Here is a 14,835-nt window from a genome sequence, read left to right on the forward strand (position 1 = left end):
GCGTGACTCAGCGCGCCTGACCCAACTGTTCGTCGATCGTCCGGGTCAGCGGTGACTGGACATCGCCGGTGTGCTTCGTCTGCACGGGCTCGATCAGCACGATCCAGCATTCGTCGTCGGCGACGGGGTTGTGCCGTTTGCCGCGCGGTACGACATGCATCGAGCCGGCGGGCAAGTCGACGGCGCGCCCGCCTTCATACTCGATCCTGAGGTGCCCGCGCACGACGAAGAACAGCTCGTCTTCGAGCGCATGGTCGTGCCACACGAGCTGGCCACGGACCTTTGCGACTTTCACGTACTGATCGTTGACCTGCGCGACGACCTTGGGTGACCAGTATTCGGACACATCCGCGAAAGCAGCCTCGAGGTCGAACGATTCGGCAAACGGAACGGCGGGGAGGGACATCGCGTCTCCAGATGCGGTTGCGTGTATGCGGGAAGCGCTACTTTTCCGATCATCGATGCGTCGGGAAAGCCGATTATATTGGCGATGCCGGGGCGGCGCGAGCGCGCTACGACCGGTCGCGGTTGCGCGCGCGTGTCGCCCCCGTGATCACGGCGATGCCGAGCAGAATGACGGCCACGATCTCGATGATGTGCTGCGACACATGCAGCGTCGTCAGTCCCCAGGCCACGCCGCCGATGAAAATGATCCATCCGGCCAGGTAGATAAGCAGGGTCATCGTTCTTCTCCTTGCGGTTCGAGTTCATCGCGCGGGCTGCTGTCGCGGGGCGGGCCGTCTTGTCCGGCGGCCGCATCGATGCTCGCAGTCCAGTGGATACCGTCGCGATGAGCAATGCACGTTCCCGCGCACGGCACGCGCATTGCTCCGGTGGCCGCTCGGCCGTTCGCGCCGGTGGCGAGCGAAATCGATGCGTTGCCGCCGGCCCCGCGCGCGGCGGCACCGGCGGGCCGCCTTGTGCCGCCGCGGCGCGCTCGCCGTCAGGCCAGCACGGCGACGCCGTCGGCTGCCCGCACGCCGTGGCCGGCATCGAGCACGAACAACGGATTGATTTCGGCTTCGACGAGCCGCGCGCCGAGCTGGCGCGCCATCCGCGAGAACGCGACGAGCGCGTCGGCGAGCGCGTCGACGTCCGCCTTCGGACGGCCGCGATATCCGTCGAGCAACGGCCACGTGCGAAGCGCGCGGATCATGTCGAGCGCATCGTCGCGCGACAGCGGCGCGTCCTCCGGCAGCATCCGCAACACCGTGTCGTTGAATATCTCCGCGGTCACGCCGCCCATCCCGAGCAGGATCGCGATGCCGAGCGGGTCGCGATGCAGGCCGACGATCATCTCGACGCCGCCCGCAATCATTTCCTGCACGAGGAACGCGTCCGGCACGAACCCCGCGCCGGTCTCGACGTCGGCACGCATGCGTCCGAGCCGTTCGCCGATCGCATCGGCATGCACGCCAACCGCGACGCCGCCAATGTCGCTCTTGTGCGTGACGCGGTTCGACAGCAGTTTCAGCACCACGCGATCGCCGAGATGCCGTGCCGCCTGCTCGGCATCCTCGGCATTGCGCACGACGCGCTCGCGCACGGGCGTCACGCCGAAGCGTGCGAACAGCGCCTTCGCCTGCGCTTCGTCGAGCGGCCCGCGCGGCAGGTCCGGCACGTCGATGCCGGTTGCCGCGCCAACCGCATCGAGCGTGGGCGCGGCCGCCCGCGCGCGCCAGAGGCCGGCGTCCCGCATCGCGACCATCGCGCTCGCGACGCTCTCGGGCGACACGAACGCCGGCACGCCGAGCCGGTTCATCGCATGCGTGACGGCCGGCGCATGCGGGCTCACGAACGCGACCACCGGCTTGTCGGTGCCGGGCAACGCATCGCGCACGGCGCCGGCCATCAGCTCGGGCATGCCGATGCTCGATGAACCGGCGATCACGGCAACTGCGTCGTATGAAGGGCTGGCCGCGAGCGTCTCGATCGCGCGGCGCAGCAGCTCGGGCTGCAGGCCGGCGAGCGTCACGTCGATCGGATTGCGGTCGAGCACCGCGTGATCGCCGGACTGCAGCGCGCGTAGCGCGGCAGCCGTGTCCGCATCGGGCGCCGGCGTGTCGAAGCCGGCCAGCCCCAGGTTGTCCGCGACGAGCGTGCCCGCGCCGCCGGTCGACGTGAGAATCGCGACGCGCGTGCCGCGCAGCGTGCGGCCGGCCGCGAAGGCGTTCGGCATGTCGAGCAGATCGCCGAACGTCTGCGCGCGAATCACGCCCGCGTCGCGGAACAGCGCGTCGTACATCCGGTCCTCGCCGGCGAGCGCGCCGGTGTGCGAGACGGCCGAGCGCGCGCCGGACTCCGATCGTCCGATCTTGTACACGACGATCGGCTTGCCCGCACGCGCCGCGTGGCGCGCGGCCGCGCGAAACCGCGCGGGATCGCGCAGCCCTTCGAGGTACAGCGCGATCACGGAGGTTGCATCGTCGTCGATGAAGTAATCGATGAAGTCGCTCACGTCGAGATCGACTTCGTTGCTGGTCGACACGAGCTTCGACAGGCCGATGCCGCGATCGGCGGCGCGCGACAGCAGCGCACCCAGAATGCCGCCGCTCTGCGACACGACGCTCACGCCGCCGACGGCGAAGCCGTCGGTGTCCAGCGCGCCGCTCGCGGACAACGTGACGCGATCCGTGAGGTTGACGACGCCGATCGTGTTCGGCCCGAGCACGCGCATCGAGCCGGCCGCCTCTTTCAGTTGTGCCTGGCGGCGTGCGCCGGCTTCGCCGGTTTCGGCGTAGCCGCTCGCGAGCACGATCGCGGCGGCGGTCCCGCGTTTCGCAAGCGCCTCGACCGCGACGTGCGCGCGCTCGGCGCCGAGCAGCACGATGCCGACGTCGGGTGCGTGCGGCAGCGCTTCGACGTCCTCGTAGCAGCGCAGGCCGGCAATCGACGGATAGCGCGGATTGACCGGGTAGATGTCTCCCCCGAACCCGTGTTTTTGCAAGTAGGCGATGGGTCGGCCGGCGGTCTTCGCGGGATCGGCGGACGCGCCGATGACGGCGACGCGGGCCGGCCGCATCAATTTTTCGATGGCGTTCATCGGAGGCTCCTGTCGGCGCTCAGCGCACGTTGTCGAGGAATGCGCGCACGGCATCGCGGTGCTCGCGGCTCGTGTAGCAGATCGCTTGCGCCTGGCTGCCTTGCGACAGCACCTGCGCGGCCGACAGTTCGTAGCTCTGGTTCAGGATCGCCTTGCCGAGCGCGAGCGCGGTGGGCGAGCCCTGGATCAGCTCGCTCGCCCACGCGGTGGCGTCGGCGAGCAGCGTGTCGGGCGCGCTGATCCGGTCGGCGATGCCCAGCGCGTGCGCCTCGCGTGCGTCGACCTTGCGACCGCTGAAAATCAGGTCCTTGGCGGCCGCGAGCCCGACCCGCCGCGGCAGGAAATACAGGCCGCCGCCGTCGGGAATCAGTCCGCGCTTGATGTAGCTCCACACGAACGTCGCCGCTTCCGAAGCGATCACGAAATCGCACGACAGCGCCATGTCGGCACCGAGCCCGGCCGCGGCACCATTGACGGCCGCGATCGTCGGCTTCGGCATCGCATGCAGCAGCGTGACCGCATGGTGGACGCGCTGCTGGCGAGACCAGCCGTTGAACGCGACCTCGTCGGCCGGCGCGTCCATGCGCTGCGCCATGCCGGTGATGTCGCCGCCCGCGCAGAAGCCCTTGCCGCTGCCGGTGACGATGACGGCGCGAACTTCCGGTGCGCGGGCGAGCGAATCGAGCGCTTCGATGAGCTCGGTGCGCATCGCGTCGCTGACGGCGTTGCGCTTGTCGGGGCGATTCAGGGTAAGGGTCGCGATGTTCGATTGAATCGTGACGTCGATGGTTTGCATGGTTTCTTCCTGCGTCGAAAACGAGCGGTGCGAAGAACCGGCGGTGCGGGGCACATGGCCGATCCGGGTGCTGCAAGCGTAGCGCGGCGCCATGCGGCTGCCATCGGCCTGGTTTCACTGAATGAAACTGTCAGGTGATCCGTGGTTGTTTCATCCAGTGAAACAGCGCGGTTGCGGCTCGCCGCCAGCCGCCGATAATCGATTTCACCGCGACCGGATGAAAATACCGATTCGGTGTCGCGGGGCATTCAACAAGACTGGAGACAAGATGCAACACGCCATTGCAACGGAACCGCTCGAGCGAAGCGGCGCCGATCGGCCGGCACTCGACGCCGTATATGCGAAGGTCACGAAACGGCTGCTGCCGTTCCTGTTCGTCTGCTACGTGTTTGCGTATATCGATCGCGCCAACATCGGCTTCGCCCATCTGCAATTCTCGCGGGACATCGGGCTGACCGAAGCGGCGTTCGGCTTCGGCGTCGGCCTGTTCTACGTCGGTTACATGCTGTTCGAGGTGCCGAGCAACCTGTGGCTTGCGCGGGTCGGCGTGCGCAAGACGCTGATGCGGATCATGGCGCTGTGGGGGCTTGTATCGGCGGGGACCGCGTTCGTGCAGACGCCCACGCAGTTCTACATCGCGCGCGTGCTGCTCGGCGTCGCGGAGGCCGGCTTCTTCCCCGGCATCATCCTGTATTTCACGTACTGGTTCCCGTCGGCGCGCCGCGCACGCGTCACTGCGCTGTTCATGACGGCGATCTGCGTATCGGGCATCGTCAGCGGCCCGGTGTCGGGTTTCATCCTGAACAACCTGTCGGGCGCGCTTCACCTGAAGGGCTGGCAGTGGCTCTTCGTGATCGAGGGGTTGCCGTCGGTCGTGGCCGGCTTGTTCGCGTACCTGTATTTGACCGATCGTCCCGAGCAGGCGACATGGCTGAGCGCGGACGAGAAGGCGCTGCTGCTGCGCGAACTCGAACACGATGCGGCGCTGAAGGCATCGCACGCGCACGGCTCGATCTGGGATGCACTGAAGGAGCCGAAATTCTATTTCCTGACGTTCGCGTATTTCAGCGTGCCGTGGGCGAGCATCGTCGTGCACGTTTGGGCGCCGAGCGTGATTCGCAAGAGCGGCATCACGAACTTCTGGCACATCGGGCTGCTGTCGGCGATCCCCTACGTGTTCGGCGCGGTCGCGATGTATCTGCTCGGCCGGCATTCCGACCGCAAGCTCGAACGGCGCTGGCATTTCATGGGCAGTGCCGTCATGGCTGCGCTCGGCGTCGCGCTGCTGCCGGCCGCGGCCGCGCAGCCGGCTGCGCTCATCGTGCTGCTCTGCATCGCGACGGCCGGCTATCTCGGGATGCTGTCGCTGTTCTGGACGATTCCGCCCGCGTATCTGTCGAGCACCGCGGCCGCGAGCGGGATTGGCCTGATCAGCAGTCTGGGCCAGTTCGGCGGCATTGCGGCACCGTCTGTGATCGGCTACACGTCGACCCAATTCGGCAGCAGCGCGATCGGCCTCTACATGGTCGCGATCGTGTCGGTGCTCGGCGGGCTCGCCGTCGTGCTCGGCATCCCGGCTCGCGCGATTCGCGAACGCTGATGCACGGGGGAGCCGATCGTCGCGTCAGCTGTCGAGGCGCAGCGTCGCGGCGACGATGTCGTCGCGCAATGCCAGCAATGCCGCCGACAGGCGGGCGGCGACGGCTGACGGGGCATCGAGCGTGCGCACGCTGAAGTTGAGCGCGAGCGTGCGGTGGCCCGCAATCTCGAGCGGCGTCGCGAGCGCGACGACTTCCGGCTGCCAGCTCGCGACGCAGAATCCTTGCGCGTGCACCGCTGCGACGGCGTCGTCGATCTCGGCACGGATGCGCGGCCACGATGCGCGATGCGGTTCGAGTTCGGCGAGTTGACGCGCGTAATCGGCGCCCGGCAGCGACGCAAGAAACGCGCGGCCGAGCGACGTCAGCGCCATCGGCACGCGCTGGCCGCTGACGACGGTGCGAAGCGACGCACGCGGGCTGTAGCGGATCGATTCGAGGTAGACCATGTCGTCGCGGTCGGGGCCGGCGATGCCGACGTTGATGTGCAGCGCCTGGGCCGTCTCGCGCAGCCGCGGCGCGGCCGCCTGCAGCACCGTCGAACCGCTCCTGAGCGCATGCGCGAGGCCGAGCACCGGCAATCCGAGCCGGTAGCCGCGATGCACGGGATCGTGTTCGAGATAGCCGGCTTCGACGAGCGTGCGGGCGAGCCGGGTGACGGTGGCCTTCGGCAGGCCCGTGAGTTCGACGAGGTCGCCGTTGCCGAGCAGCGTCGCGCCGGAGCCGAACGCGCGCAGCACGTCGAGCCCGCGTTCGAGCGAGCGGTTCGAGACCGTCGACGACGGGCCGCGTTTGGCGGTGCCCGATGAACGAGGAGGAGCGGAGTCTGGCATGGGGCAGTCGGATGCAGGGGTAAAGGCGGACGAAACGGTCGTGCGGTTCGTGCGCCTGACGGCGCTGCCGCTGCGGCATAGATACAGGTTCATCGAGTCTTTGTCAAAGCGCGAGCGCGGATCCGTGTCCACGGTCCGTCGCTCGCCGGAACCGCGCGGTACGCGCTGCTTTGACGTCAACGAGAGGGAGCACACATGAAGGACAGGACAAAGCGGCGCGCATGGCTGGCCGTCGCGTGGGTCGTATTCGGCGCCGTCCCGGCGGGCGCGCACGCGGATGACATCCATGTGCTGGCGACGGGCGCGCTGCATGGCGCATTCGAACGACTGGCACCCGCGTTCGAGCAATCGTCCGGACATCGTCTCGACATCGCATGGGGGCCGTCGTACGGCACGTCGCCCGAGGCATTGCCGATGCGCTTGCGCAACGGTGAAGCCGTCGACGTGTGCTTCATGATCAAACCCGCGCTGGAGCGCGAAGTCGACGCCGGCCGGTTCGACCGTGCAACGCTCGAAGACATCGCGGCGAGCGGCATCGGCGTTGCCGTGCGCCACGGCGTGGCCGTGCCGGATGTCGGCACGGTCGACGCATTGCGCCGCGCACTGCTGAACGCGAAATCGGTTGCGTTCTCCGAAGGCGCGAGCGGCACCTACATCGTCGGCACGCTGTTCGAGACACTCGGGATCGCCGAGCAGATGAAGTCGAAGAGCGTGCTCGTTCGCGGCAAGGAGCTTGTTGGCACCGTGCTGGCGCGTGGCGGCGCCGAACTCGGACTGCAGCAGATCAGTGAACTGAAGGTGACGCCCGGCATCGACTTCGCGGGGCCGCTGCCGGCCGACGTGCAGAAGTCGAGCATGATCTCGTCCGCGATTGCCGCGCATGCTCAGGCAGCCGACGCTTCACGTGCATTCGTGGCGTTTCTGAAGAGCGCGCCGGCCGCCGCGATCCTGCAGCGCAGCGGTCTCGATCCGCGTTGATGCGAGCGCCGTATGGCGCCCGCGCACGAGATCACGATGCCGACAGCCTGACCGACACCCCCGTCGCCGTATAAACCGGCGTCGCCTTGAACCCGTCGACCGTCACGGTCGAGAACTTCGCTGAAGCCGCCGCGCCGTCGATCAGCGCGATCGTGTCGCCGGCCTTCGGCGCATAGCCGTTCACGAACTTCACGTGCAGCGTGCCGCCCGCGACGGTGAGCGGGCCGCCGACGCGCAGCCGTCCGCCGCCGTTGCCGTCGATATCGAGTTCGAGCGTCGTGTTGTCGAGCTGCGTGTAGCGTGTCGCGACCGTCACGGGCGACGCGGCCGCGATCCGTACGCTGCCGCCCGAGCCGACATAGACGTCACCGGTGCCGAATGCGCTCGCCGATGCAGCGGCGAGCGTGCCGCCGCTCACCTGCGTGCCGCCCGTATAGCTGTTGTTGCCGGCGAGCGTCAGCGTGCCGGTGCCTTGCAGCGTCAGCTTGCCGGCGCCGCCGATGTCGTTGCGCCACTGGTCGGCCGCATTGAGCCCGCCCTGGGATGCATCCATCGACACGACGACGTTGCCGCTGAACGCGCCGTAACCGTCGGCCGCGGCGAACAGGTTCAGGCGGCCCCAGCCTTCCGCGTCGTCCATCACCGGATAGCCGGACTGCACTTCGGTGGTCTTCAGCACGACGCGCCGCTGATCTGCGCTCAGATACGGGAAGCGCGTCTGCAGCAGAATTTCCGCGCCCTTCGGCACCACGGGCGGCGCGCCGGTCGATTCGATCGTGCCGAAGCCGAACGTCATGCGGCGCGCGAAGGCCGTCTTGTTCGTCGCGTAATCGGCAAACCGGTCGGTGGTCGGCGTGCCCGAGTGCGCTAAGGCGGCGAACGTCGTATCGGTCGTTCCCGTGAGCTGCTGCAGCGTCTGATGGGCCTGCGCATACGCGGCCTGCGCGTCGCTCGCGTACGCGGTCAGGTTCGCCGCGCTGATCGCGAGCGCGAGCATGCGGCCGCCGATCACGTCGAGCGGCGAGTGCATGCCGGCGAGGATCCGGTTTTCGCCGAGTTCGAGGCCGCGGCTGACCATCTCCTGGAAGCGCTCCGGCACGAGCCACGCCATCGTCATCGCGTCGCGCACCGCTTCGGCCGTGTGGCCGCTGATGAAGCCGCCGTCGGTGGCGGGCGCCGTGCTTTCCGCCGGCACGAGCGTCGGCGCGACGACCACGCTCGTGCTCCAGCGGTACGGCCGCGCATACTTGTAGAAGCGCTTCGACGGCTCGGTCGACGCGTTGTTGCCCATCTCGTTGAGCAGGTCGACGACCTTGCCGAAGTTCGTGTTCGTGCTGCTGCCGACACCGACGTTGTTGCCGGAATCGTTGTACAGCACCGTCGTCGCGTCGGCGGGCACGCTGGTGATGCTGGTCGTCTGCTGGGCCGCGGTGCGCCATGCGTCGGTGAGCGGCCCCATGCCGTCGGTCACGCTGTAGCCCTTGCCGCGCCGGTCGTCGAAGTAGGCGGCGTCGGCCTGTTGCTGCGTGCGGGCGGTGGTTGCGTTGATCACGTACTGGACATTGGCGTTGAGCACCGTGTCGTTCAGGATCGTGCCGCAAGGCGTGCCGCTGCCGGGCAGGCCCGAGCAGGTCGACGGCGAGATCGCCGGAAACGCGCCGTTGGCGGGCGCGCTCACGCCGGCATCGACCAGCATCGTCGCAGGCTGCCACAGGTCGAGGAAGCGGCTCACCACGCGCACGGCGGCGTTGGTCGACAGCGTTGCATAGCGCGCGTCGCCGCGCTGGTTGGTCGCGATGTTGTCGACGAAGGCCGGCACGCTCGGCACGGGCGCGCTGTCGACGAAACCGGGGTCGGCCGGCGGTGCCGGCATGGCCGCGCTGGTCGCGGTGGTCGACGCGACATCGTCGCCGCCGCCGCATGCGGCGAGAACGATCGCACTCGACAGCGCTGCGACGTGCAGCGGGAAACGGCTTCGTGACGCAAACATGCAAGACTCCATCCTGAGTGTTGAAGATGGCGGATTGTCGTGGGCGATCGTGACGCAGCCGTTAAGGATTTGTTTCGGGTCGCGGACGATGCGCCCGAATGTTCACTATGTGGTGAATTCGTGATGCTGAACGTTTGCGGCCCGATCGATTCTGCCGTCGGCCGATGTTCTGCAGCGTGCGGATACGGGCAGGCGGTGCTCGCGCGGGTGCTTGAAGGAGAGCGGAACCGGCACGGTCAAGCCGGTTGAGCCAACGACTTCGCGTCGGCGTGGCACACGCGGTTTCTGCCCTGGCGCTTCGCCGCATAGAGGGCGAGGTCCGCCTGATGCGACAACGCGTGCACGGACCTCGGGTGCGCGCGGTGCCCGGTCGCGCAGCCGATGCTGACCGTGAAAGCCGGAATCGTCGCGTCGAACCCGTCGAGCCCGTTGCGCTCCACGGCGCGGCGAATCGCCTCGGCGACCTGCGCGGCGCCGCCTTCGTCCGTATCGGGCAACACGGCGACGAATTCCTCGCCGCCGTAGCGCGCGGCGAGATCGCCGCGCCGCCGGGTATGCGCACGGATGCACTCGGCGAGAAAGCGCAGCGCGACGTCGCCTTGCGCATGGCCGTACCGGTCGTTGTACTGCTTGAAGTGGTCGGCGTCGATGAACAGCACCGACAGGCTGCCGTCACTGCCGCGCTGCAGCCGCTCCCATTCGTCGGCGAGCGCGGCATCGAGCGCGCGACGGTTGTGCAGGCCCGTGAGCGGATCGGTGCGCGTAAGGTCGGTGAGCAGCGTCTGCTTGCGCAGGTTGTCCCGCAGCGCGAACGCGAGCAGCCACACCACCGCGCAGAACAGCGCACCGATGACGGACGCAGACACACCGACCGTCCACGCGAGGTGCGTGGTGCCGGCCAGCACGTCGCGCTCGGCCGGCGCGACCACGGCGATCAGCGGCGTTCCGGGCACACGCTGGAACGTATAAAGCCGCACGGTGCCATCGATGCTCGAGCGCGCCACATAGAAACCCGATTCGCGGTTCACCATCCGTTCGAACGACTTCGAGCGGCGCAGGCGGACCATCTGGTGATCGCTCAACGGCGGGTTGCGCGCGAGGATCGTGCCGTCCGCGCGCAGGATTGCGCTGACGCCGTGCGGCCCGACGTTCAGGCGGGACAGGAGGCGATCGAAGTAGGCGAGGTCGATGGCGACCACCGCGATCCCGTCGAACGTGTGATCCGCCCGCTCGATGCGCCGCGACAGCGCGATCGATTCCGTGTCGCCGCGCGAACGCGCCCGATACGCCTCGGACACGTAGAGGCCGACGTTGTCCGCATCGCGATGGACCTTGAAGTAGTCGCGATCGCTGAAGTCCCAGTTGTGGGTCGGGCTGCAACAGCCGTCGATCAAACGGCCGTAGCGGTCCGTCACGCCCATGCCGGTCACGTATTGCGCGGCCGTGCGCTCGAACAGCACGTCGTGACGCAGCCCGGCGTCCATGCGTGCGACGGCGGGATTGCCGAGATCGATGGCCAGCGCGACGAGCGCATTGTTGGACGTTTCGACGGTGCGCGCGATCTCGCTGACCAGGACGGCCGCGACATTGCGCGACGTCTCGTGCGCATGCTCGACGACTTCGCTTCGCGCGGCCCACAGCGTCGCTGCGCTGATGCCGAACGCCGCGAGCGACATCAGCGTGCCCAGCACACCGACGATCAGGTGGTGGCGGCCGGCCCAGTCGGCAATTTTCTCGATCGAAGTGAATGCAGGCATTGCTCGCGTTCGTGCGGGGAGCCGGCTGCGACCGCAGCGGCGCGGGTCAAATCCGGGTTAACGGCACCGTTAACCGGAAATCGAGGCCGGCATGCGAAGCGATGACTGCATGGGTGCCGCAAACGTGTGCGGCCGGAGCGCGCCGGTCGCGGCGCGCCGCGCAACGGAACGCAACGGCCGCGGATGCGAGCGGCCGCGCGGGATCAGTCGAGCCCGCCCTGGCACAGATACTTGATCGACAGGTAATCGTCGAGGCCGTAGCGCGAGCCTTCACGGCCGTAGCCCGATTCCTTCACGCCGCCGAACGGCGCGGCTTCGCTCGCAAGCGCGCCCTCGTTGATGCCGACGATGCCTGTTTCGAGCCGCGCCGACACGCGCGCGATGCGGCGCACGTCCTGCGTGTAGAAATATGCGGCAAGCCCGAACGGCGTGTCGTTCGCGGCGTCGACGGCTTCGTCCTCGGTGGCGAACCGAAACAGCGCGGCGACGGGGCCGAAGGTTTCCTCGCAGGTCAGCTGCATGTCGGCGGTGGCGTCGGCGAGCACCGTCGGCGCGTAATAGTTCGGCCCGAGTTCGGGCAGGCGCTTGCCGCCCGTGAGCACGCGTGCGCCGCGCTCGATCGCGTCGCCGACGTGGCGCGCGATCTTGTCGATCGCGCGCGCGTTGATCATCGGGCCGATCTGCGCGGCCGGGTCGGTCGCCGGCGCGACCTTCAGCGCGGCGACGCGCGCGGCGAGTTTCGCGGCGAAGGCGTCGTAGACGCCGGCCTGCACGTACACGCGATTCGGCGACACGCAGGTCTGGCCACCGTTGCGGAACTTGGCGGCCATCAGCCCGTCGACCGCCGCGTCGAGCTCGGCATCGTCGAACACGATGAACGGTGCATTGCCGCCGAGCTCCAGCGACAGCTTCTTCAGCGTCGCGGCCGATTCGCGCGCGAGCAGCTTGCCGACGGGCGTCGATCCGGTGAACGTGATCTTGCGCACGCGAGCGTCGGCGAGCCAGTCGGCCACCGCGTCGATGCCGCGGTCACGCGACGCGGCGATCATGTTGAGCACGCCGGGCGGCACGCCGGCTTCCTGTGCGAGGAAGGCCAGCGCGAGCGCCGTGAGCGGCGTGTCTTCCGCCGGTTTCGCAACGACCGTGCAGCCGGCCGCGAGCGCGGGTGCGATCTTGCGCGCGATCATCGCGAGCGGAAAATTCCACGGCGTGACCGCGGCGACGATGCCGATCGGCTCCTTGATCGCACTCAGCCGCTTGCCGCGCTGCTGCTGCGGAATCAGGTCGCCATAGGTGCGCGTCGCTTCCTCGGCGAACCACAGCACGTACGACGCACCGTACGCGACTTCGCCGCGCGCTTCGGCGAGCGGCTTGCCTTGTTCGCGCGACATCAGCGCAGCGAGATCGTCGGTGTGCGCGACGATCGCCGCATGCCAGGCGCGCAGGATGGCGGCCCGTTCGCGAGCGGGCGTTGCGCGCCATCCGGGCAGCGCGCGCGCTGCCGCGTCGGTCGCGGCGCGCGCGTCGGCGGCGCCGCTGTCGGGTGCGTGGGCAACGATCTCGAGCGTCGCGGGATCGGTGACGTCGAAGCGGCGGCCGTCGAGCGCATCGCGCCAGGTGCCGTCGATCAGGTTGGCGGTGCGAACGAGTTCGGTTCGGGACAGCGTAAGCGGCATGACAGATCCTTGGATGGGGCGATTCGGTGACGACGGCAGCGGCGCGGGCGCGCGACTACCCCGCACGGACGGCTAGCCGCCGCGTTCGTGGATGCCGCGCGCTGTCCGTCAGTGACGCTCGCCGAACAGCGATTCGAGCGGGTAGTGCCGTTTGACGAACGGCGACTTGATGATGACGTAACTGAAATACTTCTCGATGCCGATGTTCTGCTCGAGCAGCCCTTCGACGATCGTCTGGTAATGGCTCACGCTGCGCGTGATGAACTTCAGCAGATAGTCGTAGCCGCCGCTCGCGAGGTGGCACTCGACGATCTCGTCGACGTTGCGGATCGCCGCGACGAAACGATCGAAGTCCTCGCGCCGGTGGTCGGCCAGCGTGACTTCGGTAAACACGACCTGCACGTCGCCGAGTTTCTCGAGCTGGATGTGCGCGCCGTAGCCGCCGATGTAGCCGGCCTTCTCGAGCCGCTTCACGCGGATCAGGCAAGGACTGGGCGACAGCCCGACCGCATCGGCCAGTTCGACGTTGGTCATGCGGCCGCGCTTTTGCAACTGGGAGAGGATGCGCAGGTCGATGCGATCCAGCTTGCTGTCCGTCATGTTCACGTGAGAGGGAAAAAATGGAATGTCCGGTTACTTTAGAGTCGAACGATGGCCGCCACAAGCCCGGCTTTCCCTTGGCCGGTCAGGCCGGCTGCGCGTGCGCGGTGTCGAGCGCGCGCTGCACGCCCGCGTCGGCCAGCACGTCGTCGAGCGTCTTGCGCACGCGTTCGAACATCAGATCGAACTCGCCCGCGCTGAAGCTCAGCGCCGGCGCGAAACCGAGCACGCCGTCGCCGAATGCGCGAAACACCACGCCGTTCGCGTACGCGGCGGCGGCAATCCTGTCGGGCACGTTCAGCGCAGGGTCGAAGCGCGTCTTGCGTGCCTTGTCGGTGACCAGCTCGAGCGCGCCGAGCAGCCCGACCGAACGGGCGTCGCCGACGAGCGGATGCGCGCGCAGCGCATCGAGCCCCGCGGCGAAACGCGGCGCCATGGCTTGGCCGTTCGCGAGCAGCCCGCCTTCGTGATAGAGCTTCAGCACCTCGAGGCCGATCGCCGCGCTGACCGGGTGCGCGGAATACGTATGGCCGTGGCCGACCGCGGGCGAATCGGCGCGGCTGCCCGCGATCCCTTCGTAGATTTCGTCGGACATCAGCACGGCCCCCATCGGCGCATAGCCAGCGGTCAGCCCCTTCGCGACGGTCATCAGGTCCGGGTCGACCTGCTCGGTCTCGCACGCGAACAAGGGGCCCGTGCGGCCGAAGCCGGTGATCACCTCGTCGGCGACGAACAGGATGCCGAGGCGCCGGCACGCGTCGCGCATCGCCTTCAGCCAGCCGGCCGGCGGCACGATCACGCCGCCGGAACCCTGCACGGGCTCGCAGAAGAAGGCCGCGACGTTGTCCGCGCCGAGTTCGGCGACTTTCGCTTCGAGCGCGGCGACCGACGCGGCGATCAGCGCCTGCGAATCGTTGCCGAGCGGGTGGCGATACGGGTAGGGCGACGGGATGTGGTGCTGGTCCGCGCGCGGCAGGTCGAAGTGACGGTGGAACGCGGGCAGCGCGGTGAGGCCGGCGCCGATCGACGACGAGCCGTGATAGCCGCGCTCGAGCGCGATCATGTGCTTTTTCGTCGGGCGGCCGGTTGCGTTGAAATAGTGCGTGATGAAACGCACCGCGGAGTCGATCGCATCCGAGCCGCCGAGCGTGAAGTACACGCGATTCAGCGACGGCGGCGCGAGCGCCGCGAGGCGTTCGGCCAGCTCGATCGCGGGTCGTGAGCCGAAATGGAAATAGCCGGTCGCGTAGGGCAGCTTCGCCATTTGTTCGGCGGCGGCCTTCACGATGCTGTCGCGGCCGTAGCCGACGTTCACGCACCACAGGCCCGAGAATGCATCGAGCAACGTGTGGCCGTCGGCGTCGCGCAGGAACACGCCTTCGGCGGATTCGAGCACGGTGACGCCGCGCGCCTCGTGCGCACGATAGTTGACGACAGGGTGGATCAGGTGTTGACGATCGGCTTCGATCAGCGCGGCTTGGTTCATGGCAGGGCGGGACTCTCGTCGGGTGTCAGCGTGAGGTCATGCTACCGGGCGAGAAATCCGCATGCGTCTTCAATTTGC

12 protein-coding genes are annotated in these 14,835 nt (G+C 68.3%); 2 read left to right on the forward strand and 10 right to left on the reverse strand.

What is annotated here, in order from left to right; translation table 11 throughout:
- Positions 1 to 7: 7 nt before the first annotated feature.
- The 4 genes from DIE11_RS23745 to DIE11_RS23755 form a co-directional block, all read right to left on the reverse strand.
- A complete protein-coding gene (locus tag DIE11_RS23745) occupies positions 8 to 406 on the reverse strand; it encodes a cupin domain-containing protein (RefSeq protein ID WP_124627489.1) in 399 nt (132 codons plus the stop codon).
- A gap of 106 nt (positions 407 to 512) precedes the next feature.
- Positions 513 to 683, reverse strand: a complete 171-nt coding sequence (locus DIE11_RS36510; protein ID WP_185633809.1) for a hypothetical protein — start codon at positions 681 to 683, stop codon at positions 513 to 515.
- 260 nt (positions 684 to 943) lie between these two features.
- Complete coding sequence (locus DIE11_RS23750; RefSeq protein WP_124627491.1) at positions 944 to 3,043, reverse strand: acetate--CoA ligase family protein; 2,100 nt, start codon at positions 3,041 to 3,043, stop codon at positions 944 to 946.
- A gap of 19 nt (positions 3,044 to 3,062) precedes the next feature.
- Positions 3,063 to 3,839 carry an enoyl-CoA hydratase/isomerase family protein gene (locus DIE11_RS23755; RefSeq protein ID WP_124627493.1) on the reverse strand — a complete coding sequence of 259 codons (777 nt, stop codon included), beginning with the start codon at positions 3,837 to 3,839 and terminating at the stop codon, positions 3,063 to 3,065.
- Positions 3,840 to 4,107: 268 nt separating this feature from the next.
- Between DIE11_RS23755 and DIE11_RS23760 the strand changes: the two genes are divergently transcribed.
- Positions 4,108 to 5,439 (forward strand): MFS transporter, encoded by a 1,332-nt coding sequence (locus tag DIE11_RS23760; RefSeq protein WP_124627495.1) that lies wholly within the window; start codon positions 4,108 to 4,110, stop codon positions 5,437 to 5,439.
- A 24-nt stretch (positions 5,440 to 5,463) separates the two neighbouring features.
- Here DIE11_RS23760 and DIE11_RS23765 read toward each other — a convergent pair whose 3' ends face one another.
- Positions 5,464 to 6,270: an IclR family transcriptional regulator gene (locus tag DIE11_RS23765; protein ID WP_124627497.1), complete on the reverse strand. Its 807-nt coding sequence runs from the start codon at positions 6,268 to 6,270 to the stop codon at positions 5,464 to 5,466.
- Between the two features lie 195 nt (positions 6,271 to 6,465).
- Here DIE11_RS23765 and DIE11_RS23770 point away from each other — a divergent pair, with 195 nt between their 5' ends.
- The gene (locus DIE11_RS23770) at positions 6,466 to 7,248 is read left to right on the forward strand and encodes a substrate-binding domain-containing protein (protein WP_124627499.1); all 783 of its coding nucleotides are present in this window, start codon (positions 6,466 to 6,468) and stop codon (positions 7,246 to 7,248) included.
- Positions 7,249 to 7,279: 31 nt separating this feature from the next.
- Here DIE11_RS23770 and DIE11_RS23775 read toward each other — a convergent pair whose 3' ends face one another.
- The 5 genes from DIE11_RS23775 to DIE11_RS23795 all read right to left on the reverse strand — a co-directional run bounded on the left by DIE11_RS23775 (position 7,280) and on the right by DIE11_RS23795 (position 14,757).
- Positions 7,280 to 9,238 carry a phosphatase PAP2 family protein gene (locus DIE11_RS23775; RefSeq protein WP_124627500.1) on the reverse strand — a complete coding sequence of 653 codons (1,959 nt, stop codon included), beginning with the start codon at positions 9,236 to 9,238 and terminating at the stop codon, positions 7,280 to 7,282.
- Positions 9,239 to 9,474: 236 nt separating this feature from the next.
- On the reverse strand, positions 9,475 to 10,995 hold the full coding sequence (locus DIE11_RS23780) for a sensor domain-containing diguanylate cyclase (RefSeq protein WP_124627502.1): 1,521 nt from the start codon (positions 10,993 to 10,995) through the stop codon (positions 9,475 to 9,477).
- Between the two features lie 203 nt (positions 10,996 to 11,198).
- On the reverse strand, positions 11,199 to 12,671 hold the full coding sequence (locus DIE11_RS23785) for an NAD-dependent succinate-semialdehyde dehydrogenase (RefSeq protein WP_124627504.1): 1,473 nt from the start codon (positions 12,669 to 12,671) through the stop codon (positions 11,199 to 11,201).
- 108 nt (positions 12,672 to 12,779) lie between these two features.
- Positions 12,780 to 13,271 (reverse strand): Lrp/AsnC family transcriptional regulator, encoded by a 492-nt coding sequence (locus tag DIE11_RS23790; RefSeq protein WP_006749694.1) that lies wholly within the window; start codon positions 13,269 to 13,271, stop codon positions 12,780 to 12,782.
- Positions 13,272 to 13,356: 85 nt separating this feature from the next.
- Positions 13,357 to 14,757 carry an aspartate aminotransferase family protein gene (locus DIE11_RS23795; RefSeq protein ID WP_124627506.1) on the reverse strand — a complete coding sequence of 467 codons (1,401 nt, stop codon included), beginning with the start codon at positions 14,755 to 14,757 and terminating at the stop codon, positions 13,357 to 13,359.
- Positions 14,758 to 14,835: the final 78 nt, after the last annotated feature.

The organism is Burkholderia sp. Bp9012, assembly GCF_003853825.1.
Taxonomy (GTDB): Bacteria; Pseudomonadota; Gammaproteobacteria; order Burkholderiales; family Burkholderiaceae; genus Burkholderia; species Burkholderia diffusa.

What these genes read in the sequence shown, in the direction of transcription:
- DIE11_RS23745 (WP_124627489.1), bottom strand. Translation starts at nt 406, where the DNA reads ATGTCCCTCCCCGCCGTTCCGTTTGCCGAATCGTTCGACCTCGAGGCT.
- DIE11_RS36510 (WP_185633809.1), bottom strand. Translation starts at nt 683, where the DNA reads ATGACCCTGCTTATCTACCTGGCCGGATGGATCATTTTCATCGGCGGC.
- DIE11_RS23750 (WP_124627491.1), bottom strand. Translation starts at nt 3,043, where the DNA reads ATGAACGCCATCGAAAAATTGATGCGGCCGGCCCGCGTCGCCGTCATC.
- DIE11_RS23755 (WP_124627493.1), bottom strand. Translation starts at nt 3,839, where the DNA reads ATGCAAACCATCGACGTCACGATTCAATCGAACATCGCGACCCTTACC.
- DIE11_RS23760 (WP_124627495.1), top strand. Translation starts at nt 4,108, where the DNA reads ATGCAACACGCCATTGCAACGGAACCGCTCGAGCGAAGCGGCGCCGAT.
- DIE11_RS23765 (WP_124627497.1), bottom strand. Translation starts at nt 6,270, where the DNA reads ATGCCAGACTCCGCTCCTCCTCGTTCATCGGGCACCGCCAAACGCGGC.
- DIE11_RS23770 (WP_124627499.1), top strand. Translation starts at nt 6,466, where the DNA reads ATGAAGGACAGGACAAAGCGGCGCGCATGGCTGGCCGTCGCGTGGGTC.
- DIE11_RS23775 (WP_124627500.1), bottom strand. Translation starts at nt 9,238, where the DNA reads ATGTTTGCGTCACGAAGCCGTTTCCCGCTGCACGTCGCAGCGCTGTCG.
- DIE11_RS23780 (WP_124627502.1), bottom strand. Translation starts at nt 10,995, where the DNA reads ATGCCTGCATTCACTTCGATCGAGAAAATTGCCGACTGGGCCGGCCGC.
- DIE11_RS23785 (WP_124627504.1), bottom strand. Translation starts at nt 12,671, where the DNA reads ATGCCGCTTACGCTGTCCCGAACCGAACTCGTTCGCACCGCCAACCTG.
- DIE11_RS23790 (WP_006749694.1), bottom strand. Translation starts at nt 13,271, where the DNA reads ATGACGGACAGCAAGCTGGATCGCATCGACCTGCGCATCCTCTCCCAG.
- DIE11_RS23795 (WP_124627506.1), bottom strand. Translation starts at nt 14,757, where the DNA reads ATGAACCAAGCCGCGCTGATCGAAGCCGATCGTCAACACCTGATCCAC.